Annotated in this window: 20 protein-coding genes; 12 read left to right on the top strand and 8 right to left on the bottom strand. The window is 58.1% G+C overall.

Annotated elements, in window-relative coordinates; genetic code table 11:
* The first annotated feature begins 18 nt into the window (after positions 1-18).
* From bamD to JNN07_28260, 7 genes are all read left to right on the top strand, one after another.
* The gene (bamD, locus tag JNN07_28290) at positions 19-999 is read left to right on the top strand and encodes an outer membrane protein assembly factor BamD (protein MBL9171662.1); all 981 of its coding nucleotides are present in this window, start codon (positions 19-21) and stop codon (positions 997-999) included.
* Entirely contained in the window at positions 996-1,541 is a 546-nt protein-coding gene (locus tag JNN07_28285) for a hypothetical protein (protein MBL9171661.1), read from the top strand. Before bamD ends, JNN07_28285 begins: the two co-directional genes overlap by 4 nt.
* Before the next feature lie 73 nt (positions 1,542-1,614).
* On the top strand, positions 1,615-3,771 hold the full coding sequence (locus tag JNN07_28280) for a vanadium-dependent haloperoxidase (GenBank protein ID MBL9171660.1): 2,157 nt from the start codon (positions 1,615-1,617) through the stop codon (positions 3,769-3,771).
* 209 nt (positions 3,772-3,980) lie between these two features.
* Positions 3,981-5,432: a trypsin-like peptidase domain-containing protein gene (locus JNN07_28275; GenBank protein ID MBL9171659.1), complete on the top strand. Its 1,452-nt coding sequence runs from the start codon at positions 3,981-3,983 to the stop codon at positions 5,430-5,432.
* The gene (locus tag JNN07_28270) at positions 5,429-6,925 is read left to right on the top strand and encodes a hypothetical protein (protein ID MBL9171658.1); all 1,497 of its coding nucleotides are present in this window, start codon (positions 5,429-5,431) and stop codon (positions 6,923-6,925) included. The genes JNN07_28275 and JNN07_28270 overlap by 4 nt, the downstream gene beginning before the upstream one ends.
* A 105-nt stretch (positions 6,926-7,030) precedes the next feature.
* Positions 7,031-8,410, top strand: coding sequence for a DUF11 domain-containing protein (locus JNN07_28265; GenBank protein ID MBL9171657.1), 1,380 nt, complete (start codon positions 7,031-7,033; stop codon positions 8,408-8,410).
* A 5-nt stretch (positions 8,411-8,415) separates the two neighbouring features.
* On the top strand, positions 8,416-9,480 hold the full coding sequence (locus JNN07_28260; GenBank protein ID MBL9171656.1) for a hypothetical protein: 1,065 nt from the start codon (positions 8,416-8,418) through the stop codon (positions 9,478-9,480).
* 30 nt (positions 9,481-9,510) lie between these two features.
* On the opposite strand, the gene JNN07_28255 is transcribed toward JNN07_28260, so the two are convergent.
* Positions 9,511-10,275, bottom strand: coding sequence for a DUF3299 domain-containing protein (locus tag JNN07_28255; GenBank protein ID MBL9171655.1), 765 nt, complete (start codon positions 10,273-10,275; stop codon positions 9,511-9,513).
* 66 nt (positions 10,276-10,341) lie between these two features.
* Positions 10,342-11,820 carry an AMP-binding protein gene (locus JNN07_28250; protein MBL9171654.1) on the bottom strand — a complete coding sequence of 493 codons (1,479 nt, stop codon included), beginning with the start codon at positions 11,818-11,820 and terminating at the stop codon, positions 10,342-10,344.
* A 179-nt stretch (positions 11,821-11,999) separates the two neighbouring features.
* Between JNN07_28250 and JNN07_28245 the strand changes: the two genes are divergently transcribed.
* Entirely contained in the window at positions 12,000-12,932 is a 933-nt protein-coding gene (locus JNN07_28245; protein MBL9171653.1) for a PhnD/SsuA/transferrin family substrate-binding protein, read from the top strand.
* 5 nt (positions 12,933-12,937) lie between these two features.
* Here JNN07_28245 and JNN07_28240 read toward each other — a convergent pair whose 3' ends face one another.
* From JNN07_28240 to phoU, 6 genes are all read right to left on the bottom strand, one after another.
* On the bottom strand, positions 12,938-13,732 hold the full coding sequence (locus JNN07_28240; GenBank protein MBL9171652.1) for a phosphate ABC transporter ATP-binding protein: 795 nt from the start codon (positions 13,730-13,732) through the stop codon (positions 12,938-12,940).
* A 5-nt stretch (positions 13,733-13,737) separates the two neighbouring features.
* Positions 13,738-14,529, bottom strand: coding sequence for a phosphate ABC transporter ATP-binding protein (locus JNN07_28235; GenBank protein MBL9171651.1), 792 nt, complete (start codon positions 14,527-14,529; stop codon positions 13,738-13,740).
* The gene (gene pstA / locus JNN07_28230) at positions 14,523-15,437 is read right to left on the bottom strand and encodes a phosphate ABC transporter permease PstA (GenBank protein ID MBL9171650.1); all 915 of its coding nucleotides are present in this window, start codon (positions 15,435-15,437) and stop codon (positions 14,523-14,525) included. The genes JNN07_28235 and pstA overlap by 7 nt, the downstream gene beginning before the upstream one ends.
* Before the next feature lie 9 nt (positions 15,438-15,446).
* Positions 15,447-16,268, bottom strand: a complete 822-nt coding sequence (gene pstC / locus JNN07_28225; protein MBL9171649.1) for a phosphate ABC transporter permease subunit PstC — start codon at positions 16,266-16,268, stop codon at positions 15,447-15,449.
* A gap of 333 nt (positions 16,269-16,601) precedes the next feature.
* A complete protein-coding gene (locus tag JNN07_28220) occupies positions 16,602-17,528 on the bottom strand; it encodes a phosphate ABC transporter substrate-binding protein (GenBank protein MBL9171648.1) in 927 nt (308 codons plus the stop codon).
* 22 nt (positions 17,529-17,550) lie between these two features.
* Positions 17,551-18,651, bottom strand: coding sequence for a phosphate signaling complex protein PhoU (gene phoU / locus JNN07_28215; GenBank protein ID MBL9171647.1), 1,101 nt, complete (start codon positions 18,649-18,651; stop codon positions 17,551-17,553).
* Between the two features lie 359 nt (positions 18,652-19,010).
* Between phoU and JNN07_28210 the strand changes: the two genes are divergently transcribed.
* The 4 genes from JNN07_28210 (at position 19,011) to JNN07_28195 (ending at position 22,189) form a co-directional block, all read left to right on the top strand.
* Positions 19,011-19,646, top strand: coding sequence for a DUF47 family protein (locus JNN07_28210; GenBank protein MBL9171646.1), 636 nt, complete (start codon positions 19,011-19,013; stop codon positions 19,644-19,646).
* Positions 19,647-19,671: 25 nt separating this feature from the next.
* Complete coding sequence (locus tag JNN07_28205; GenBank protein ID MBL9171645.1) at positions 19,672-20,298, top strand: DUF47 family protein; 627 nt, start codon at positions 19,672-19,674, stop codon at positions 20,296-20,298.
* A 10-nt stretch (positions 20,299-20,308) separates the two neighbouring features.
* Entirely contained in the window at positions 20,309-21,646 is a 1,338-nt protein-coding gene (locus tag JNN07_28200; protein MBL9171644.1) for an inorganic phosphate transporter, read from the top strand.
* Positions 21,647-21,709: 63 nt separating this feature from the next.
* Positions 21,710-22,189, top strand: coding sequence for a 2-C-methyl-D-erythritol 2,4-cyclodiphosphate synthase (locus tag JNN07_28195; protein MBL9171643.1), 480 nt, complete (start codon positions 21,710-21,712; stop codon positions 22,187-22,189).
* The last annotated feature ends 13 nt before the right edge of the window (positions 22,190-22,202 follow it).

The raw sequence follows: 22,202 nt of genomic DNA, 5'->3' as shown, positions 1-22,202 counted from the left end.
TCGATACGGTTCCGTCGCATGAATCAGCGCCGTTTTGCGTGGCTGGGTATTCTTTTGGTCTGGTTAGCGTTCCCGTATCGCTCACCAGCCCCTCTGATTTACACCCCGGGTGAGGGTTGGCGGTACGAAAAGGCGGGGGGCGAAGGGAAATGGGTAAGAACCCGCGCCAAGGACCAACTCGAAGTCGCTCAAAAGGCCTTTGACGCCAAAGACTTCTCCACCGCGCGCAAAGCCGCACGCCGCACGGTCGCCTCCTGGCCATTTTCGGACTATGCACCTCAGGCCCAATACCTTGTAGCCAAGAGCGAGGAGGCACTTGGAAACGACGAGAAGGCTTTCAAAGCCTATCAGAAGTTGGTCGAAAAGTACCCACGGATCGACAACTACGACGAGGCTCTCAAGCAACAGTTCGAGATCGCAAATCGCTTCCTGGCCGGGAAATACTTCAAGGTCTTTGGCCTGATCCCCCTCTTTCCTTCGATGGACCGAACCATCAAGTATTACAACCAGATCGTCAAAAGCGGGCCCTACAGCAGCGTGGGACCTCAGGCTCAGATGAATATCGGAGCCGCACATGAGAATAAATGGATTAAAGCTTACCCCGAAGCGGCCCATGCCTATGAGCGGGTGGCGGACCGCTATAGCGATCAACCTATTGCTGGAGAGGCCCTCTTCAAGGCCGGGCAAGCGTACCTGAAACAAGCCAAGACGGCCGAATACGACCAAAGTGTTTCCTCACAGGCCATCGCGACATTCTCGGACTTTAACACGCTGTTCCCTGATCACGAAAAGGCGGCTGAAGCCAAATCGGCCATCAACTCCCTGCGCACCGAGCAGGCCCGCGGCAGTTTCCAGATCGCACGCTACTACGAGAAGCGGGGCCGCTGGGAAGGAGCCCAAATCTACTTCAACGAAGTGCTCATCAAGGATCCGGACTCCAAGCTGGCCGAAGAAGCCCGCCGTCGGATCGAGGAAATCAAGAAGCGGGTTCAGAAATGAACAGTGTCCGCCGACAGGAATCGCGCGGCGTCACCTCTGCCATGGGGGCTTGGGTCCTCGGGTTAGCCCTGCTCTCGACCGGCTGTGCCGGATACCGACTGGGGCCAACGAATGAGCGCCAATCGGGAGCGCGCAGCATTCAGGTCAACCCCTTCGTCAACCAGACTATCGAACCACGCCTCGGCGATGCGTTCGGGCAAGCGCTACGGAAATCCTTGCAGCAGGACGCCACCTACCGACTGGATACCCATAACACCGGAGATATCATCGTTACGGGGGTGATCACGGACTACCAGCGAAGCCATGTCTCTTTCGATCCGCGGGACATTATCACCCCGCGCGACTACCAGTTGGTGGTGAAGGCCAACGTCGTCGCGACCGAACGCGGCACGGGTAAGGTGTTGGTAAATCGAGAGATCTCAGGACACACCACCGTCCGGGTGGGCACGGATCTGAACAGTGCCGAGCATCAATCCGTTCCCCTGCTCGCCGAATCGCTGGCTCGCAAAGCCACCTCCCTGCTAGCCGACGGCGACTGGTAGGAGGGGTCTGCGCCGACAGGCTCATCTCTTCAGTTTACAAAACACGGCTTTTGTGCTGAATATCACTTCAATCATGAAGTGCAACACCCTTGGACGAGTTTTCTCTCCCCGGCCTGATTCGACGCCCGACCAGGCCTCCTCACGAGCAACCAGGCCAAACGGTTTCTCCTGGTGTTCCACAGTCGCAGCCAAAGGCTGGATCGCAGCGGTCAGCACCGCTCTGGCATCGTTGAGTGCGCAGGCGGCCGTGAACCTCCCGGTCAATGTTGCTCGGGACTGGAATCAGGAGATCCTGACCGCCATCCGAATCGATCGCCCTCATCCCCCGGTTCATGCCCGCAACTTGTTCAGCTTGTCGACCGCGATGTACGATGCGTGGGCGGCCTACGATTCCGTATCGGTCGGGTTCATCTATCACCACAAACACACGGCCGAAGACCGCGAAGCGGCCCGGCGCGAAGCCATCAGCTATGCCGCCTACCAGATCCTCCGGGAACGATTCGCACTGTCCGTCAACGCACCCACCAGCCTGGCCGCGCTCGATGCGCGGATGGCGTCGTTAGGCTACGACAAGGATGTCACCACCGTGACACCTTCCACCCCGGCCGGAGTGGGCAACGCGGTAGCCAAGGCGGTCTCCGCCTGGTTCCTGAACGACGGCAGCCGACAGCTGGAGGGGTATCGGGACTTTCCCGCTGCGCAAGGCGGGTATACCTCGGTGAATCCTTTCTTGATGACCGGGATGCGAGGAGCGTTTCCATTCGATGTGAACCGCTGGCAGCCCTTGGCGATCGCCGACGGCTTCGATGACAACGGCCTTCCTAACGGACCCATTCAACAATATGTGGGGTCCCAATGGCCGCGAGTGCGGCCCTTCGCGCTCGACCGCGAGGATGCCTCCAAACCGTGGATCGACCCAGGGCCTCCTCCGTTCTTGGATGGAGAGGGGGATGCCGGATTCCGCAGCAGCGTGGTGGCGATGATTCGCGCCAGCAGCGAATTGAGTCCCGACGACGGCATGACGGTGGATATCTCGCCCGGGGCCATCGGAAACAACAGCCTGGGCGCGCAGGATGGGAGGGGACACAGGATCAACCCGATCACTCGACAACCTTATGCCCCCAACGTCGTCAAGCGAGGCGATTTCGGACGAGTAGTGGCGGAGTATTGGGCGGATGGCCCGAACTCGGAAACACCCCCCGGCCATTGGAATCTTCTGGCCAACGAGGTGGGTAGCCACCCGCTGTTGGTGCGTCGCGTCGGAGGCACCGGACCGATCGTCGACGAACTGGAGTGGCATGTGAAACTCTACTTCGCCTTGAATGCCGCCGTTCACGATGCGGCGTGCGCAGCCTGGGCAGCTAAGCGGTATTACGATGCCTGGCGCCCGATCACCGCCGTCCGCTACATGGGCCAGCTTGGACAATCAAGCGATCCCTTTAGCCCCTCCTATCATCCGAAGGGACTGCCATTACTTCCTGGGCTCATCGAGCTTGTAACGCCGGACTCAGCCCGAGCGGGCGGACGTCATGCCGGCTTGCCCGCTGGCAAAGTGGTCATTCGATCCTGGCCAGGGGGTCCAGCGGATCCGAAGACCCAGTATGGAGGGGTGAAGTGGATCCTGCCGGGCGATTGGCTGCCCTACCAGAAGGCCAGCTTTGTCACTCCTGCCTTCCCGGGATACATCTCCGGTCACAGCACTTTCAGCCGATCGGCGGCCTCGGTGCTCGCGGCGTTCACCGGATCTCCCTTCTTTCCTGGCGGGATGGGTGGCTTCCTCGCAGGTACCAACTATCTCGGGTTCGAGATCGGGCCTTCCGAGCCGGTTCAACTTCAATGGGCAACCTACTTTGACGCTGCCGATCAGGCTGGAATTTCGCGAATCTACGGCGGGATTCATCCTCCGGTGGATGATTTTGCGGGCAGGAAAGTAGGATCCCAATGTGGCAAGGGAGTGTGGACGATTGCTCAAAAATACTTCAATGGCTCAATCCTCCGACCGCAGGTCGTGTTGGAGCTATCCAAGCTCAACGAGCAGGAATGCGCGGTTCGTTACAACACCCAACGCGGATTCTACTACAAACTGCAGTCGTCGTCCGGCATCGATAAGCCCTTTGTCGACGAGGTTTCTGGCGGATTCGGGCTGGCCTATGATGCCTCTGTATCGGTGACCAACGGCTTCGGTCCCGAACGGCGCTTCTTTCGCGTGCTGAGCAGCCCCACGCCCTGAGGCTTGAGGGCCCGGCTCGAACCCGCAAGGTTCACAGACATTGGATAGACGGGGGTGCGAGCACCCCCGGAACCGTCAAAAACTCGGAGCATCGCGCAGCGATGCCACCGGCTTCTGAGGCTTGCGTCACTCCGACTCAAAGAACCCGACCAGGTCCATCGTCCATAATGGCTTGACCCCAGTATGTTCCGACGGTCATTTTGGGCTCTGTGCGAAGGACTCTCATTTTACCACTCCTACTCGCGACGGTCACCGCGTTTGGAGTCAATACCGCCCCTGAGGAATCCGTCATCCAGATCTACAACTTCAGCCAATCCGTCATGTGGGATGCCCCCTGGCGGTTTGAGCCGGTGAGACGCAGCTCGGGAACGGGCTTTGTCATCCAAGGAAAAAAAATCCTTACCAATGCTCATGTGGTGAGCTGGGCGAAACAGATCCTGGTTCGACGTTACCAAAATCCGCGGCCCTACCCCGCCAAGGTCACCTACATCGGCCACGATTGCGACCTGGCCGTACTAGAGGTGGAGGACGAAAGCTTCTTCACCGGGATGGAGCCGCTTACCATTGGCGAGATGCCAAAGGTCCGCTCGACGGTGGTGACCTATGGCTACCCTGCGGGTGGAGAGCAGATCTCCTACACTCGTGGCGTGGTCTCCCGAGTCGAGTTGCAGAATTATGTTCACGCCGGCAATCGCTCCTTGCTGGGGGTTCAAACCGATGCCGCCATCAACCCGGGAAACAGCGGCGGACCGGTGATCCAGGAAGGACTCGTGGTCGGCGTGGCCTTCCAAGGTGCCACTGGTCTCGAAAACACCGGTTTCTTCATCCCTCCCCAAGTCATCGATCACTTTTTGAAGGACATCCAGGATGGCACTTACCATGGGTTCCCCTATGCCGGCATCCGGACGGTGTCGCTGCAGAACCCAGCCCATCGTCGCGCCCTGAAACTATCTCCGGAGGGTCCGGGCGCCCGCATCGATGCACTGCTGCCGGCATCAGCCGCCAAGGGTATCCTGCAGGAGGACGATGTGATCCTCAAGATCGGACGATTTGAGGTCGGCAGCGATGCGACGATCCTCTACGAGGGGAACCGGCTTCACATGACCGCGGCGCTGCAGGGGGCGCAGCATGGCGACAAAGTAGCGATGAAGATCTGGCGTCAGGGCGAGGAGAAAGAGGTCGAGGTGCCCATGAGGATCAACGATCAAGAAAAGATGGTGAGCAATCAATATGACGTGCTCCCCCGCTACTTCGTTTATGGGGGATTGGTCTTCACACCACTGAGCCTGGACTATCTCAAAACCTTCGGACGAAACTGGTCGGACGCTGCCAATGCCGAACTCGTTTACGAGCTTTACTACCGACGCACCGAGCGGCCCGAGATCGTGCGCCCCGAGCCGATCGTCCTGGCGACAACGTTGTCGCATCCCGTCAATGCAAACATGAAGATCCAGGGACGGAGCCTGGTCTCGAAGATCAACGGCAAATCGATCACCAAACTCGAGGATGTGATAGAAGCGTTTGCGCAAGGCACGAAAGCCCAACACTTGATCGAGTTCGCGCCCAACAACTCCATGGAATGCCTCTCCAAATCAGAGGCCGACGAAGCCAATCGCGAAATCCTGAAAACCTATGGGGTTTCCAAGGACCGCCGCCTATGAATTCTGCACGATCTCTCCTCGCCCTGACCTTGACCTGCCTGGCCTTGGTTCTTCCGCAGCCAGGCCTCGCTAAATCCACCAAGGAGGCAGGTGGCGGCGTCTTACAAGACTCACTGGTGGAATTGGAAGTGAACCGCAAGGTCTATGACTTTCAGATGCCCTGGAACAAGAGCAGCGGCAGCGTCCGCAAGAGCGGCTTGATCCTGGGCGGCGCCGAAGTGCTGACCACGGCCGACGGACTCTCCGACCAGACACTGATCCGCGTGCAACGCGGTGGCCGTGGCGCCTGGAGCGAAGCCGAGCTGATTTGGGTGGATTATCACGCCAACCTGGCCGTGGTCGCGGTCAAGGACTTGGCCTTTCTGAAGGGGACCAAGGCGGCGGAGTGGGCCACAAAACTAAGCACCGGCGATGAATATCAAATCCACCGTTGGCGCAGTGGCAATTTAGAGGTTCGCAAAGCGGAGCTGAATCAATTCGTCATCACCGAAGCCAAGCTGAGCTTCATCACACCAGCGCAGATGGAACTCTCGAGCGACATCACCGGTGTCGGCTGGGGAGAACCGGTCATGACGGGAACCAAAGTCGCGGGTCTGGTCACCTCCCAGACCAGAAATCTCGGTCTGGCCACTCCGGCACCCTTTATCCGCTCCATCCTGGAAGCCCGCAAGAAGGGGACTTACCGGGGACTGGGCTATTTCGACTTCGTCTGGCAGCCAACCGAGAATCCCGCAGTCCATCGCTATCTGGGCGTGACCGGCGAACCCAAGGGGGTGGTCGTGATCGAAGGATCCAAGGAACTGGGTCAGACCAATTTGATCAAAGCCAAGGATCTCATCCTCCAGGTGGATGGCTTCGACATCGACACCCAGGGCAACTACATGGATCCGATGTATGGACATCTCCTGCTCGAGAATCTGGCGACCCGCAACCGTTGGGCTGGCGATGAGGTGAAAATTCGAGTTTGGCGGGATGGGAAAGCTCTCGAGATCCAATACCGCCTCCCCCAGGCTGATTTCGAGAAACATCTTCTTCCCGAAAATCTCTTCGACCGCGAGCCTGAATACCTGGTCATGGGTGGGCTGGTATTCCAGCCGCTGACGGGCCAATATCTGAGAAGCTGGGGAGAAGATTGGAAACGACGCGCGCCCTTCCGCCTGGTCTATTACAACAACGAGCCGGCGACCGAGAACCGTCCCGGCTTGGTGGTGCTCTCGAACGTTCTGCCGGACATCTACAATCTGGGGTATCAGGACACCCGGCTGCTGGTCATCGACTCCGTTAACGGCAAGAAGATCAGCCGTCTGGCCGACCTGGCGAAGGCCTTTCAGGAACCCAAAGAGGGCTTTCATCGGATTGAATACATGCAAGGAGACTCCCTGCGCCGAATGGTGCTGGACGCCACCACCGCAGCCCGAGCCACCCGGCGAGTGATGGAGACCTACGGGATCGAGGAAGATCGGGTCATTCACGAGCCCAAAAAGAACCGGTAGAGCGCAGCCAAGCCAAGGTGCCTGAGAATCGTGAGCCTTGATCTGCCATCGCCGACTCACGTCTCCCTGCCGAGGGCTGCGTGGGGTATCCTCAGATTGGGGTGCGTGCTCGGTTGGTTGGGACTGTCGCTCATACCGTCAGTCGGAGCCCTGGTTGACGTGTCGGTCAGCGACTCCCCGGACCCGGTTATCGTTGGTAACCAGCTCACCTACACGATCAACGTGACCAATGTCTCCGGGGTGACCCTCACCAACCTGGTGGTCACCAACCGACTCTCTGGCGCGTTCACCTACGACTCTGCCAACACCAACAACGGACCGGTTGTCCTGACCAACGGAACCTTGCGCTTTCTGGTCAACCGCTTGGCGAACTCCTCGAATGTTGCCCTTACTTTCAACGGTCGACCCGCTCTCCTGGGACAGCTGACCAACTCGGTAAGCATCACCACCACCAACAGCTTTCTGCCGGAAACCAATCTCGTAGCCACCAGCGCCGTCGTAGCCGGGTTCTCCGATTTGTTGGTCAGCATCACAGCGCCGACCGGAAGCTTCATTCAAAACGACCAGCTGACCTATCGGCTGAATATCACCAACCAGGGGCCCAACACCGCCACCAACGTGATCCTGACAGGACAGTTCCCAGCGGGTGCCAGCGTCAGTTCGATAGCTCCGAGTAACGGAACTTTCACCGCGAGTTCCACCAATCTGAGCCTCACCTTAGGCTCCCTGGCCAGCGGCGCGGCGTCGTCGCTGCTTCTCACCCTGGCTCCCAGCGCTGCTGGCAACTTCTCGTTCGCCGCGCAAATCACCGCCGCCACTTTCCACGATTCCAATAGCACGAACAGCAGCGATGAGGTTGACCTCACCATCCAGGCCCCCATTGCGGCGAGCTTAGGTGTCTCTTTTTTGGTGCTCACCCAACAGTTCATTCCTCAGTCAGGGTTGATGATCCAAAGAGTGCGGTTGAGCAACGCCGGGGCGAGCGCCATTCCGGCCGCCAGGGTGCTGGTATCCGGGCTGACCAACCGAAGCACGACGGGAATCGCCGATCGCCTGGTGAATGCCGTGGGGACCAACCAGGGGTTGCCCTTTGTGCTCCATGGAGCGCCCTTGGCGGCAGGAAGCTCGGTGGATCTCACCCTGGAGTACTTCTTTCCCACCCGCACCCCCTACACGAATCTGGTACTCTCGGCGATCGCTGTCGCATCCTCGACCAACACGGTCCTCTCAACATCCCAGCCGATCAGCCTCCGGATCAGCAATGTCGTGGAGGCGGTTTGGATCGAGTTTGCGGCGATCTTGGGTCGGCGCTACTCGGTGCTCTACAGTGACACGCTCAACGCCACAAATTGGAACGTAGCCATGCCCAGCATCGTTGCGCCAGGCAATCGGGTTCAATGGCTCGACGAGGGGCCGCCAAAAACATTGAGCAAACCGCTCTCGGGGGGCAGCAATCGCTTCTATCGGGTCATCGAATCACCCTGAACCGCATGCTACCGTCCTCGTCAACCCAATCTCGATGGTTTTCGGGCGGCCTGGCCGCCCTATGCATCGGCACCCCGCCCGCCATGGCCCAGATTACCGAGGATTGGAGCCGTCACTTCCGACTCGGGGCCCAGGTCGCCTTGAACTTGAAAGCGGACTTCAAGATCGGTGGACAGTTCGGTGTGAGCGGCAGCAACCCCGGCTCCGTCGGCACGCGGGGACAGGAACGGATCTTCGATGATGGCTATGTGCGGGTGGACGATACCGGCAACGCGGGTGGGTATACCACCGAGTGGGGTTACGAGAACCCCGCCCAATACGATGCGGCGAACAATCGCCTGTTGATGCACTCCACCGAGTCGTTCGCCACCCAGGACAACGAGATTACTCGCGATGGAGGACCGCAAGTCGGATTGGATCTGGCCTACGGCACCGAGCTGCTGTTGTGGGGACGAACCCTCATCGGATGGGACTTCGGTTTCAGTTACCTCCCCATCAACATCGAGGACAACCGGCCTTTGCAGGCCACCCTCTCGCGTCGACAGTATTGGTTTTCGACCGACGGCATCACCTTTTTCCCAGACGCGCCCTACCAAGGAGGAACCGGCGGCACGGGCCCGGCGATCGATGACCTGGCCCAGGACGGTGGATTAGAAGCGCCCATCAGTGGGATCATTCGCGGCACGCGTGAACTCGACCTCACTCTCTACAACTTCCGATTAGGCCCAACTTTTTATTGGGATCTGGGAAGACGCTGGTCCCTGCAGTCCAGCCTGGGTGTTGCGATGGGTCTGATCACCGGCGATTACGCCTTTAACGAGCGGGCCACCACGTCGAACGGTGGGACAGCGCTTAATTCCGGCAGTATTGGAACGACCGATGTCGTTTTCGGAGGCTATGCGAACACCACCCTGCTCTGGCATACCAGCCAGCGCGCGGATCTGTTCGTCGGAGCCCAGTTCATGACTCTCGGTGACAGCCAAGTACGTGAGGAGCAAGGCGGGAGGGCGGCGAGGTTGGAGATGGGACGAGGGATTTATCTCTCGGCGGGCGTAAACTGGGCGTTTTGAGCAGAACGAGCGGTCGGACAATCGGCGGGCTCAGTTCTCGGCCGGGCCGTCGATCCGCTCCCCGTCCATCCGGTAAATGCCAACCAGGTAGCCGTTCTCACGCATCTCGCCCACATAGAGCTTTCCATACAGCGTGATGGCCTGATCCATGATCGGACGCACCCCTTCGCCCAGCATCTTGACGCTGACCCACTCGTTGATCTTGGGAACCGCGCCGTAACAGCACATCGACTGGTCGCGCATGATCAGCATCTCCGTCACCTTTCCACCCTCCACCTTCAGCGGCAGCATGAAGCCCTTGAGCGCGATGCGCTTTTGGTCAAAGGACATGACGGTCTGGGGAATCTGTTCAGCGGTTCGGGAAGCAACCTGGGCGGCATTGGTGTTGCTCGATTGTAGAATGTCGTCCGTCACCTCAAAGTTGAAAGCAGACAGGCGGTCGAAGCCAACTCCCAAAAACCCATCCACCAGCTTCGGCGGCTCTGAAGTCGCCGAGATCAGGTTGGTCGGCGAAAGCGTCGCGGAACCGAGCACCGGTCCGGCCGGGGGAATGACCGGGGAGATATTGGTCGAAGCGTTGCTCACAACTGAGGAAGAGCCGATGACCGAAGCCGGGGCCGCAGCGGTCGTGACGGTGGGTTGGATCAGTTCACCTTGAACCGGGGCAGGCGGGGAGGACTTCGCAGACTCAACAGCGGGGCGCGAATCACACCCGGCGAGCAAACCCAATCCCAGGACCATCGCCGTCCAGGAAACCATCTGGCGGACAGGCATGCATTCCAGCGGTTTGTTCATCAGTGTTCTCACAGAAAAGTAACCTATCGTAGGCCAGCCAATCCGGCAAGAGCGCTTCCCGAACTCTCAGAGTGAGGTTTGCCGCAACTCGCCCTTAAGCACTTTGCCAGTGGCGTTGCGGGGCAAAGCTGCCAGGTGAACCACTCTCCGGGGGACCTTATAGTCCGCCAACTTGTCCCGCAAAAATGCCACCACCGCCCTCTCATCAATCGAGGCCCCTTCGTTGGCCACGACGAAAGCAACCGGCATCTCGCCCTTGCGAGGATCCTGGAGCCCCACCACCGCCGCTTCCTTGACGCCCGGATACTGATAGATGACCTCCTCGATCTCACGCGGATAGACATTGATGCCATTCACCAGAAGCATGTCCTTCTTGCGATCAGTGATGTAAAAATAGCCATCGGTGTCACGATGACCAACGTCACCCGTGCGCAGCCACCCTTTCACCAAGGCCTTCGCCGTCTCCTCCGGCTGGTTCCAATAGCCAACCATGACATTGGCGCCGCGAACACAGATCTCCCCCGTGGCACCTGGTCCCAGGATCTGACCGTCCTCGTCCTGAACTGAAACCTCAACATCGGGGATCGGGATTCCAATCGAGCCCGGCTTCCAAGGGCCCCGGATCGGGTTGATGCTGACCACCGGACTCGCCTCGCTAAGCCCGTACCCCTCCAGCAAGGGAATCCCCGCCACCTTCTCGTTGAACTCCCGAAGAATCTCCCCAGGCAAAGGGGCCGCTCCGCTGATGCAGATCCGGACCGGAAATCCGGGCGGCACTCCCGCCACCGCTAAGGTTCGGAAAAATTGCGGGATCGCTGGCAAGATTGTTCCACCCCGAAGCATGATTTCCTGGAGAATATTCTTCGCCGGATGAAGCGACCGCACGAGCAGGATCGACCCTCCCACGAGCAGCGGCAACAACAACCCAACGGTCATCATAAAACTGTGAAAAAGCGGCAGCAGAACAATGAATCGGTCCGAGTCCACCGCCTGCAAAACCTGCCGGCAGCTCTCGACATTGGCCAGCAGGTTGGAATGGGTCAGCATCGCACCCTTGGATTTGCCGGTTGTTCCAGACGTATAAATGATCACCGCCAAGTCCTCAGGGCACCGCGTCACATTGGCACAGCAGTTTCCTCGGGGAAGCACGGCTAGTTCCTCGATGGTCAGCACCTTGAGGCTCGGACGGCGAGGTAGCAACCGGACCCATTGATCTCGAGTCGCCTCCTCGGCCACCAACACATCGATCCCGGCATCATTGAGAATATGAAGCACTTCCTCCGGCTTCAGAAAGTTATTGATCGGCACAAGCACGCCCCCAATCCAGAGGATGCCAAGGGCTACCGCCGCAAACTCGGGACAATTTCGCAGCCAAACTGCAACTCGATCACCCTCCTTGACCTGGAATAGGGTCTGCAAGGCCGATCCGGCAGTGCAAACCCGTTCCTGCATCATTTGATAGGTGAATTCGGTTTCGCCCCAGAAGAGAGCGGGAGATTGACTGTGGCGGCGGGTGCTCTGGTCGAAAGCAATCGCGAGGTTCATGGCGGAGGGTGTGATCAATTCATCGCATTCAAGCGTGACTGCCAGGAATATTCAAGTGCGGAGCGATACCCTTCCCCAGCAGGCCCTGAAGTGGGTCGCCGAAACTGCCGATGGAATCAAGCAGTCGGAGTCGAACGGGCATAGCCCGAAGATTAGGGAGGATGAGCCATACCCACTCAATGATGTTGAACCGGTCCGAAGCCGCCGAACGAGCAGCAGCTTGGCGAGCGTTGAGGCTTTTCACCACCCCAAGTTGCATCCTGCTCACACGCCTGCTGCTGATACTGATCTGCGCGCCCACCACTCAAGCCGCCCCTTACCGACTCGGCCTCGGGGTCTACTCTTCGCAGAAGCCGAAGGACGCCGCTGCGCATTATCTCCCCTTCACCAAAGCCTTGCAGACGGCCCTGTCCCAACGCTTTGAGCAACCTGTAGAGGTCTATCTGTCGGTGATGCGAACCTACGAGGACGGGGAGCGCTTCCTTCAGGAAGGAGATGTCGATTTTTTAGAACTCGGCGCAGCGAACTATGTGCTGGCCAGGAAAAAAAATCCCGACCTGGAGCTGCTCGCGGTCCGGAGTCCAAGCGATGCCAATCTACTCGCGGGGGTGATCTGCGTTCGCAGCAACAGCAACATCGCCACCGTGAAGGATCTGAAGGGTAAATCAATCGCGTTTGGCAATAGCCGGTCAACGACCGGTCATTTTCTATCGCAACAACACCTGGTTGAGTTGGGCATCCTCGCCAAGGACTTCGCCAGACAAACCCATCTCGGAAGCCACCGCGAAGTGGCAGCGGCGGTCGCGTCTGGCCAATACGACGCCGGAGCGCTCAACATGATCGAATTCGAGCAGGCGCTTCGCAATGGGCATCACCTCAGGATTCTCAGCCGCTTCCGCAACTTCGGCCGACCCTGGGTCTGCCGTTCGGCGCTTCCGGTCAAGCTGAAGCAAGCTTTGAAACAGAGTTTGCTCGAGGTGCCACTTGTGCCGTCGATCGGCGCATCGGGAGATACCAACACCACCATCTTGGCGGCGGATGATGGTTACTTCGACGGTCTGCGCGAGGCGATGAAGACAGACGGTGTGTTCAACGGGAGGAGGAGACCTTGAAGGGCTCAGCCGTAACGACCCTCGATATAGTCCGCCGTTTTGGGATTGCGCGGGGTCAGGAATAGGTCCTCGGTGCGGGCGTGCTCAATCACCTCGCCCAAGAGCATAAAGATGCATTCGTCGCTGGTTCGCCTCGCCTGCGCCATGTTGTGAGTCACAATCACGATGGTATAGCGCCCCTTCAGGCCAAACATCAGCTCCTCAATCGCTCGAGTCCCCTCAACATCCAAGGCGCTGCAGGGCTCGTCCATCAAGATGATCTCCGGCTTCAGCGGAAGCAGCCGGGCGATGCAGAGTTTCTGTTGCTGCTCCAACTGCAGCGAGGTGGCACGCTGTTGAAGCCGATCCTTCAAATCCTTCCACAGCCCTACCTCGGTGAGGGCTCGCTCCACCGCTTCATCGAGCGCGCTTTTGGAAGGAGTGTTCTCGTTGTGAATGCGGAGCCCAAACACCACGTTTTCGTAAACGGAAATAGGCAGGGGATTCGGACGCTGGAACACCATCCCAACGCTCTTCCGAAGCTCGATCAGCGAGACGTCGGGGTCATAGATGTTTTTCTCCAGCAGCCGGATTTCTCCGGTTGTCGTCACGTAGCCGTAACGCTCGTTGACCCGGTTAAAGCAACGCAACAAAGTGGTTTTTCCGCAGCCGCTTGGGCCGATGAGCGACGTGATGATCCCTCGCTTGAAGTTCGCAGTGACGTTCTTGAGAGCCTGGAACTTGGCGTACCAGAGGCAGAGATCCTTGGTGGTGATCCCGTAGGAAACCTGGGTCGAGGCGGGGTTGGAATCGAGTGTCATATGGCTCATCCGAAGATCCCGTTGACGTATTCGTAGGTCCGCCGATCCGGCGGATTGGGCCCAAACATCACCTCCGTGCTGCAAAGATCGATGATCTCCCCGTTCCACAAAAACATGGTGCGCGCGGCCAGCCGGCGGGCTTGCTGCACCAGGTTAGTCACCAGGATGATGGTCATCTCCTGCTTCAGTTCCTTGAGCACGTCTTCGATGCGCATGGTGGTGACAGGATCGATGGCGATGCTAAATTCGTCGAGGCACAGGATATCAGGCTGATGCGAGAGAGCGCGCGCGATGGTGAGCCGTTGTTGCTGACCTCCGCTGAGCTTGGTGCCCAGGCTGTCAAGCCGGTCCTTGACCTCATCCCACAGCGCCGCCTGCCGCAGGCACTTCTCAACCAGGGCATCAAGCTCACCCTTGTTGTTCATTCCTGAGGTTCTGGGCGCGAATGCAACATTGTCGTAGATGCTCAACGGAAGCCCCACCGGCAGAGGCGCAACCATGCCGATCTTTCGACGCAGCCCGTAAACGTCACGGGTGTCGGCCACGCTCTCCCCGTCCACTTGGATCGTTCCAGTGAACTTAGCGCCAGCCGTGAAATCGATCGTTCGATTGATGCATCTCAGCAGGGAAGTCTTGCCCGACTGCGCCGGCCCGATGATCCCAAAGATCTCGTTCTCGTAGATATCGAAGGTGATGCCATGGATGACCTCCTTGGGGCCATAGCTCAACCGTAGATCTTTGACCTCGATCTTTTTCACTCCGACGCCGGCCGTTGGTGTAGGGTCGATGTTTACCATTTTTTTCGTGAGCGGAGGTAGACTCGGAAAATGATCGCCGTGGCGTTCACCAAAAGCACCGTGCCGAGGAGCGTCACGGCGATGGCGTACGGAAGCGCTTCCGGGGCGTTGGTGACCTGGGTCGTGACTGTGTAGAGGTGCATCGACAGAGCCATGCACTGGTCCTTGATGCCATAGGCGAAGAGATTCCCCTCAGCGATGTTCCGATAAAATACGGCACCCGTGAACATGATCGGAGCCGTCTCCCCGGCGGTCCGGCTGACCTGCAGAATGACGCCCGTGAGAATGCCGCTGATGCTATTCGGCAACACGATGGTCTTGATGGTCTGCCAGCGGGTGGCTCCCACGTTCCAACAGGCCTCTCGAAAGCTGACCGGAACCGAAGCCAAGGCCTCCCGAGTCGAAGCGATCACCACGGGAAGGGTCATAATGGCCAGGGTGAGCGAAGCGGCCAGAATCGAACGGTCAAGCTTGGCAAACAGCACGAAGGCGCCCAGGCCGAAGAGCGCATGGACGATGCTCGGCACTCCCGCAAGGTTCACGACCGCGAGTTGCACTACCCGGGTGAACCAGTTGTCCTTGGCATACTCATTCAGGTAAACTGCCGCGAGAACACCGATCGGGGCGGAGATGAAGAGTGAGAGCACAACCAGGTAGATCGTCCCGAGCAACGCTGACCAAATCCCTCCTTTTCTCATCCCATTGGTGGGATTGGTGGTCAGGAAATCCCAGGACAAGAGAGGCATAGCCTTGATGACCAGGTAACCCACGATCAGCAGGAGGGGTATGATCATCGCCAAGGCCATCAGGCCAAAGATGTATTTGGCGAGGGTCTCGTTGCGGTGCTTCTTTCGAATAAAGGCCGTTTCGACGAACATGGCCGGGCTGGAAGGAGGAGTGGCGTTCATGAGTATGGGCTACTTTTTTCGGATCCCCTTCACAATCAGGTCAGCCGCCAGGTTGACCACGAACGTAATGCTGAACAGCAGAATCCCGATGAGGAACAGGACCCGGTAGTGGTCAGATCCCTGCGAAGTCTCGCCCAGCTCGGCGGCGATCGTGGCCGTCAGAGTTCGGACCGAATCGAAAATGCTATGGGGGATGTTGACCGAGTGACCAGTGGCCATCAACACCGTCATCGTCTCTCCCACCGCCCGGCCCACTCCCAGCAAAACCGCGGCCAGCAAACCGTTTTTCGCCGCCGGCAACAGCACCCGCCACACCAACTGCCAACGAGTGCATCCCAGGGCGATACCTGCCTCGCGATAGGAATCAGGCACCGCCTTCAAAGCATCTTCGCCGATGCTGACCATGATCGGGACGCTCATTAAGGCCAGAAGGATGGCCGCATTCAGCACGTTCAGGCCTACTTGAACATTGAAGACCTTTTGAATGACCACGTTCATCACCGTGAGGCCGATAAACCCCCAAACCACGCTGGGGATGGCGGCTAGCAGCTCGATGATGATCTTCAAGGTCTCCTTCATCTTCCGTCCGCAAAACTCCGAGATGAAGACCGCCGCCCCCAACCCAAAGGGTACCGCGATCACCATCGCCAGAACGGTGACGCTGAACGTTCCTACAATGAGCGCACCGACACCGTAGCGCGGCTGGTTCAGCGATGTGGGGTACCAGGTGGGAGTGAACAGAAACTTGCCGAGATCGAGTTTCCCGATAATCGGAGCCCCCTCGCGAAACACGAAGAAGAAGATGGCGAATACGAAGAGGATCGCGCTCATGCCGCATAGGCGTATCAGCGTTTCAATGATCCTCTCTCCGAGCATCGAGGTTCGCCCTCGTTCTCTTCGTTTACTCTTGGAATGAGCCATGGGTGCCTGCGGGTTTTTGAATAAGGTCTGTGGGTGCGCGTCCGCACCCTTCATCGAGGGAAGCTCAAGACCTGCGAGCCTCCCGGCCCCAGGTACAGCTGAAGAAGCAGATGGCTCCGGAAGCCGGACCGTGTCTTCTTTCGAAGCTTCCCATTTCATGTATCAGTTAGCTGAACGACTCTTCTCCCCTCGCCCTGGGGAGAAGATGGATCCTTCGCCCCAGGTGTCAGACCGGACGGAGGTTTATTTCTTAGGCAGCGGCACGTACCCGCTCTCTTTCACCACCACCTGACCCGCGTCGCTGATGACCCAGTCCAAATATTTTTGAACATGTGCGGCAGGCTGGCCGGGGGTGTACATGAACATCGGGCGGGCGATGGGATAGCTCTTGTCCCACGTGCTCTCAATGCTCGGCACCACATAGGATCCGCCCTTGGTCTTCGCCACTTTGAGAATCTTAACCTTGTCGGTGCTGTACCCCAGCCCGCTGTAGCCGATCGAGTTCGGAGTGCGCGCCACCAGCTCCACCACATCCTTCGAACCGTTCATGTCGCGGGATCCAAGCTTCATGTCGCTCTTCTTCCCAACCACCATTTCTCGGAAGTAATGGTAGGTTCCAGAATTGTTCTGACGACTAATCCGAATGATCTCCTCCCCGCCCGGCAAGGTGGCACCTAGCTGCGACCATTTTTCAATCTTGCCACCTTCTTTGTAAATCTCGCTCAGCTCCTCAACCGAGATTTCGGTCATGGGATTGCTGGGATGCACATAGATGGCCAAGGCATCGAAACCAACCAAGTATTCCTTCGGCTCGTGCCCATGTTTGGTCTTGGCCTTCTCTACTTCCTCGGGTTCGAGCGCGCGGCTGCAGTTGGCGATATCGCAGGTCCCATTGATCAGGGCGGCAACACCGATGCCCGATCCCCCGCCCGAGACCTCCACGGAGACCGTTGGATCAACGCTATGGTACTTCTCGGCCCATGCCTGGGCGAGGTTGACCATCGTGTCAGAGCCAATGTTCTGAACCGAAGTGACCTTGGCAGCACCCGCGGCTCCTCCGCCAGCGGCCCCCTCTTGCTTCGGCCCACACCCCGTGACTGCGATGCAGCTGACGAGGGCCACCGCCAATACCTGCCTCCGGTTGATAACCATGTCTATGTGTTTGATCATAAGTTGAGCGTTCCTTGTCTTACTAGTCGGTTTCGTCACCCAGCACCGCCTCCACAAGATCCTGGATGTGAGCGTGCAGAAATTGGTACGTTGATTCGTAGGCTGCCTGAACTTCGGCCGGCGTGCCCTGCACCTTGGAAGGATCGGCGACACTCCAATCGAGGCACACCGTTTTGGTGGGGGGCTTCGGAAAGATTTTTTCGGCCTCTTTGGCCAGAGCAATGATGATCTGGTAGTGCTCTAGATTCGGGATCTGGGAAACAGCTTTGCTCGCCAACCGACTCACATCAAGTCCCTTGCCCCGAAGAAAAGTCATGGTCGCAGGATCGACCTCCGTGGGCTCCAATCCTGCACTCGCAAAAATGAATTCGGGCTGCCCGAGGGAGGCGGCAATCGCCTCCGCCATTTGGCTGCGACAGGCGTTCCGCTGGTCCACAAAGAGCATCCGCAAGGCCTCGCCCCCCTTGTGCCGGGAGTACTCGCCTGTGCACATGTAAAGGACCTCCGTGCAAATGTTCTTCGCTTGATCGGAGACACGCTCGAAGTGCCGAGCAATCATCATCAACGAGTTCAGGGACTCGATGGGAATCTTGTTCTCCCGGTTCAGACGCATCAAATCCGCATTCAAACGGCTCTTGAGGGCGTCGACCAACTCCTCCGTCGCCATGGTCGATCGCGCGAGAGCAGCGTCCTGCTCCACAAAGGCGCGCACCGAATCCCGCAACATGGGAATGGATAAGTCAGCGATCTCTCCGAACCGCGCCACCGGGATTTCCACCTCCATCGAAGCAAGTTTAAGCACTTGGCGCGCAATACTCTCCGCGTAGTCTCCAACGCGCTCCAATTCCAAATTGATCCGAATGGTGGCATAGGCCATCCGGAGAGGAAGCGCCACCGGCTGCTGCCGAACAATGAACTCGAGACAAAGTCGATCCACTTCTTTCTCCAACTCGTCGATGCGTTGATCGCGCAGAATGATGGAGTAAGCAATAACGCGATTCTTCTCCTTCAACGCCTTCATGCAATCCAGGAGCGAGCGTTCCCCTAAGGTCGCCATCTCATTGATCTTCGAGCGAATACGCTCGATATCACGCCGCATCGACTCTTCGTAGTGGGTGGCCATATGTTGTGCTTGGGATGAAGTTATAGGACACGGGTTACACCTCAATGTCACATTTGTGACGTTTTGGAAACAAACCCAGCTCGCTGCAGCAAGCACGAACCAACCCGTTCCTCCCCCTTCCCTGTCGCTTCATGTCCTAAAACAGTCATTCAGCCGTGACTATTTCATGTCCTATATATGAGTGTTGATGTCCTTGAATTGAAGTCGATCCTCACGAAAGAAGTTCTAGAACAACGACCAAATGACACGATTTTAAAGGAAAATATCAGATTTTTTCCTTCCAACCGATAGTTCAATCGCTCGGTTCCTACAAAACGGTACGTGACAATTGAGTTACGGACGCTAGACATCGGGGCGTTATGTTTTCCCTGCAAAAGCTTTTTGGTAAGGACGATCGCTTTTTTGGCTTATTGGAAGCCAGTGCCGAAGAAGCTCGTCACAGTGTGCAAGCCCTGACGAAGCTGCTCCAGTCACCGGCCTCGACTCCGAGCCTGGCAGACTTTCATCAGGCCAAGGAGGCTGACAAGCGCATCACCAACCAGATCAACGAAGCCCTGGTTCAAACCTTTGTCTCCCAACTAGAACGAGAGGATATCGAGGTGCTGAGTTCAGCTCTTTATAAGATTCCCAAGACAGTGGAGAAGATCGCCGAGCGCTTTATCATCAGTGCGCACATCGTCCGCGAACTCGACTTCGGGAAGCACATCACCCTGCTGGATGCCGCCACCCAGCATGTCGTTTCCCTGGTCAAACTGCTCCCCAAGGTCGGGGCTGGCCAACTGGAGAGCGTGAAGGAACTCAACTCGCGCCTGCAACAGGTCGAGGGAGATGCCGACAAGCTGATTCTCGAGATCTTGCGCGACCTCTACAGCGGCAAATACGAGGCCACCAAGGTGCTGGCTATGAAAGACCTGTACGAGTTGCTAGAAAAGGTCATCGATCGCTGCCGCGACGCCGGCAACGTGGTTTCACACATCGTCCTCAAGAATTCCTGAACGCTTCTGTCGCCGACTTAGACTTATGATCAGCTTTCAGAGGATTCTCGGTCGAGAACAGGAATTCTTCGACCTCATCCAAGCCAGCGCCGCCGAAGGATGCAAGGCCGTCAAAGCCTTGGCTGAGATGATCCAACCGGGGACAAAACCCACCGTCGAGGCGTTCGCGATTGCCCGGAGAAATGACAAGGAAATCACGAATCGGCTCGAAATGATGCTGATCACCACCTTCGTCACCCCCATGGAGCGCGAGGATATCGAAGCGCTCGCCGACACACTCTATAAAATCCCAAAGACCATCGAGAAGTTCGCCGAGAGATACATCATCGTGGCCGATCAGATCCGCGACGTGGATTTCACGGGGCAGGTGAAACTGATCGAGCAGGCGATCGGGCTGGTCTTCAAGATGACCGAAGCCCTCAAGGATGGCCGGGACCTGACGGGCATCAAAGCCCTGCAGGTCGAACTTCAGAGGATCGAGGCTGAGGCCGACCGAACCCTTCTCAACCTCATGAGCCAGCTCTATCAGCCGGGCTACCCCCCCTTGAAGGCCGTCATGCTCTACGACCTGTTTGCCCTGAACGAAAAGGCGGTCGATCGCTGCCGAGACGCCGGCAATGTTCTTTCCCATGTCCTGCTGAAGAATTCCTGATCTTGATCCTATGGAACTGTTCCTCGTTTTCACCGTCATCTTCGTGGCCTTGGTGTTCACCTACACCAATGGATTCCACGACACGGCAAATGCCATCGCCACGGTGGTAGGGACCAAAGTCCTCACTCCGCGCCAGGCAATACTGCTCGCCGCTGTGACCAATCTGCTTGGGGCCTTCTTTGGCTTGGCCGTGGCCAAAACCATTTCCAGCGGACTGGTGGAGGCCGAATTCATTACTCAACAAGTCCTGATTTGCGCGCTGACCTCGGCCATTGCCTGGAACCTGCTCACGTGGTGGTTCGGACTGCCGTCCAGTTCCAGCCATGCGCTAATCGGCAGCCTGGTGGGCGCAGCCCTCGCTTCGGCCCACGGCAACTTTGAAGCGGTCAAATGGAGCGAGGTAAAGCCCAAGGCCGCCAAGATCCTGGTGGCACCGTCTCCAGAGGTGGCCAGCGTGATTGCCAGCCACCAACTGAAGCCGGGTACCACCTTCTTGCAGGTGGGCACCAACAAAGTCGCCGTCGTAGCCTTTGGCGGGCGAGTCATGATGGTCAAAGAAAAGCCTGGCATTGAGAAATCGGGCATTTGGTATAAGGTGATTATCCCCATGGTGACCTCCCCGATTCTGGGCTTTAGCTGCGGCCTCGTTTTCATGGCCCTGCTCTACGCACTGCTGCGCAATTGGAAACCGAGTTCGGTCAACCGGGTCTTCGGCAAGCTCCAGCTGGCGAGTTCGGCCTACATGGGATTCAGCCATGGAATGAACGACGCCACCAAATGCATGGGCATCATCACCCTGGCCCTGGTCTCCGGAACCAAAGCCGGGTTGTTTGATCAGGTGCCGGCATGGATGAGTTTCCTGCATACTCCCGCGGGCTCCGACCTGCATAAGCTAACCCTGGGGGACACGTTTGAATCGTGGCTGCCAAGCTTCCTCCAATTCGGTTACATGCCCACCGTGGGAGATCCTACCAGCCAGGCGGTGCCCGACTGGGTGGTGGTCCTCTGCGCACTGACCATGGCGATGGGCACAGCCGCCGGCGGATGGCGCATCATCAAGACCCTGGGGCATAAGATGGTTAAGCTTCAGCCGGTGCACGGCTTTGCGGCCGAGACTACCGCGGCAACCGTGCTGGCTGTAACCGGCAGCCTGGGCATGCCGGTGTCGACCACTCACGCGATCACCACCTCTATCATGGGCGTAGGCTGCGCCAAACGTTTCAGCGCACTGAAGCTGAAAGTCATCGAAAAAATTCTCTGGGCGTGGGTCCTGACCATTCCAGCGGCCGCAGGCGTTGCCTATCTCCTGGTTCAACTCGGCCGAGCTGTTGGATTTGTTGGGAAGTAAGGTAAAACACCTCCGTCCGATTTATTCCTTGGTGCGACTGGCGGGGCTTCTATAATCCCCCGTATGCAATTAGTCGGAATCGGTTACGATGTTCATCAGCTGACAGCAGGTCGCAAGCTCATCCTAGGTGGGGTGGAGATTCCTCATTCCAAAGGTTTGGATGGCCATTCCGACGCCGACGCCCTGCTCCATGCCATCACGGATGCGGTGCTGGGAGCGATCGGCGAAAGCGACATCGGGCATTTCTTCCCCAACACCGATCCTCGTTGGAAAGGGGCTCCCAGCCAGGTATTTCTCACAGAGGCAGCCCGACAGGTGAGCCAGCTCAAAGGCCGGATTCTCAACATCGACGCGACCCTCCTGGCGCAGCAACCGAAAATCGCCCCGCACATCCCGCAGATGAAGCAGAACATCGCCAAAGCCCTGGGTTTGCCCATCCAGAGGGTGGGGATCAAGGCGACCACCAACGAGACCATGGGCTTCATCGGACGGGAAGAAGGCATCGCCGCCATGGCCGTGGCCAGCGTCGAACTGCCCGAGTAATTCAAGTCACCAG

The organism is Verrucomicrobiales bacterium (assembly GCA_016793885.1).
Taxonomy (GTDB): Bacteria; Verrucomicrobiota; Verrucomicrobiia; order Limisphaerales; family UBA11320; genus UBA11320.
Note: the sequence above shows the minus strand (reverse complement) of the source record. Positions and strands in the feature narration are given on the sequence as shown.

Excerpts from the sequence above, each read along its gene's own strand:
- JNN07_28280 (MBL9171660.1), top strand. The coding sequence starts at position 1,615 with ATGAAGTGCAACACCCTTGGACGAGTTTTCTCTCCCCGGCCTGATTCG.
- JNN07_28195 (MBL9171643.1), top strand. The coding sequence starts at position 21,710 with ATGCAATTAGTCGGAATCGGTTACGATGTTCATCAGCTGACAGCAGGT.
- bamD (MBL9171662.1), top strand. The coding sequence starts at position 19 with ATGAATCAGCGCCGTTTTGCGTGGCTGGGTATTCTTTTGGTCTGGTTA.
- JNN07_28260 (MBL9171656.1), top strand. The coding sequence starts at position 8,416 with ATGCTACCGTCCTCGTCAACCCAATCTCGATGGTTTTCGGGCGGCCTG.
- JNN07_28250 (MBL9171654.1), bottom strand. The coding sequence starts at position 11,820 with ATGAACCTCGCGATTGCTTTCGACCAGAGCACCCGCCGCCACAGTCAA.
- JNN07_28235 (MBL9171651.1), bottom strand. The coding sequence starts at position 14,529 with ATGGTAAACATCGACCCTACACCAACGGCCGGCGTCGGAGTGAAAAAG.
- JNN07_28285 (MBL9171661.1), top strand. The coding sequence starts at position 996 with ATGAACAGTGTCCGCCGACAGGAATCGCGCGGCGTCACCTCTGCCATG.
- JNN07_28240 (MBL9171652.1), bottom strand. The coding sequence starts at position 13,732 with ATGACACTCGATTCCAACCCCGCCTCGACCCAGGTTTCCTACGGGATC.
- pstC (MBL9171649.1), bottom strand. The coding sequence starts at position 16,268 with ATGAGCGCGATCCTCTTCGTATTCGCCATCTTCTTCTTCGTGTTTCGC.
- JNN07_28200 (MBL9171644.1), top strand. The coding sequence starts at position 20,309 with ATGGAACTGTTCCTCGTTTTCACCGTCATCTTCGTGGCCTTGGTGTTC.
- JNN07_28205 (MBL9171645.1), top strand. The coding sequence starts at position 19,672 with ATGATCAGCTTTCAGAGGATTCTCGGTCGAGAACAGGAATTCTTCGAC.
- JNN07_28245 (MBL9171653.1), top strand. The coding sequence starts at position 12,000 with ATGATGTTGAACCGGTCCGAAGCCGCCGAACGAGCAGCAGCTTGGCGA.
- JNN07_28270 (MBL9171658.1), top strand. The coding sequence starts at position 5,429 with ATGAATTCTGCACGATCTCTCCTCGCCCTGACCTTGACCTGCCTGGCC.
- JNN07_28220 (MBL9171648.1), bottom strand. The coding sequence starts at position 17,528 with ATGATCAAACACATAGACATGGTTATCAACCGGAGGCAGGTATTGGCG.
- JNN07_28255 (MBL9171655.1), bottom strand. The coding sequence starts at position 10,275 with ATGAACAAACCGCTGGAATGCATGCCTGTCCGCCAGATGGTTTCCTGG.
- JNN07_28210 (MBL9171646.1), top strand. The coding sequence starts at position 19,011 with ATGTTTTCCCTGCAAAAGCTTTTTGGTAAGGACGATCGCTTTTTTGGC.
- phoU (MBL9171647.1), bottom strand. The coding sequence starts at position 18,651 with ATGGCCACCCACTACGAAGAGTCGATGCGGCGTGATATCGAGCGTATT.
- pstA (MBL9171650.1), bottom strand. The coding sequence starts at position 15,437 with ATGAACGCCACTCCTCCTTCCAGCCCGGCCATGTTCGTCGAAACGGCC.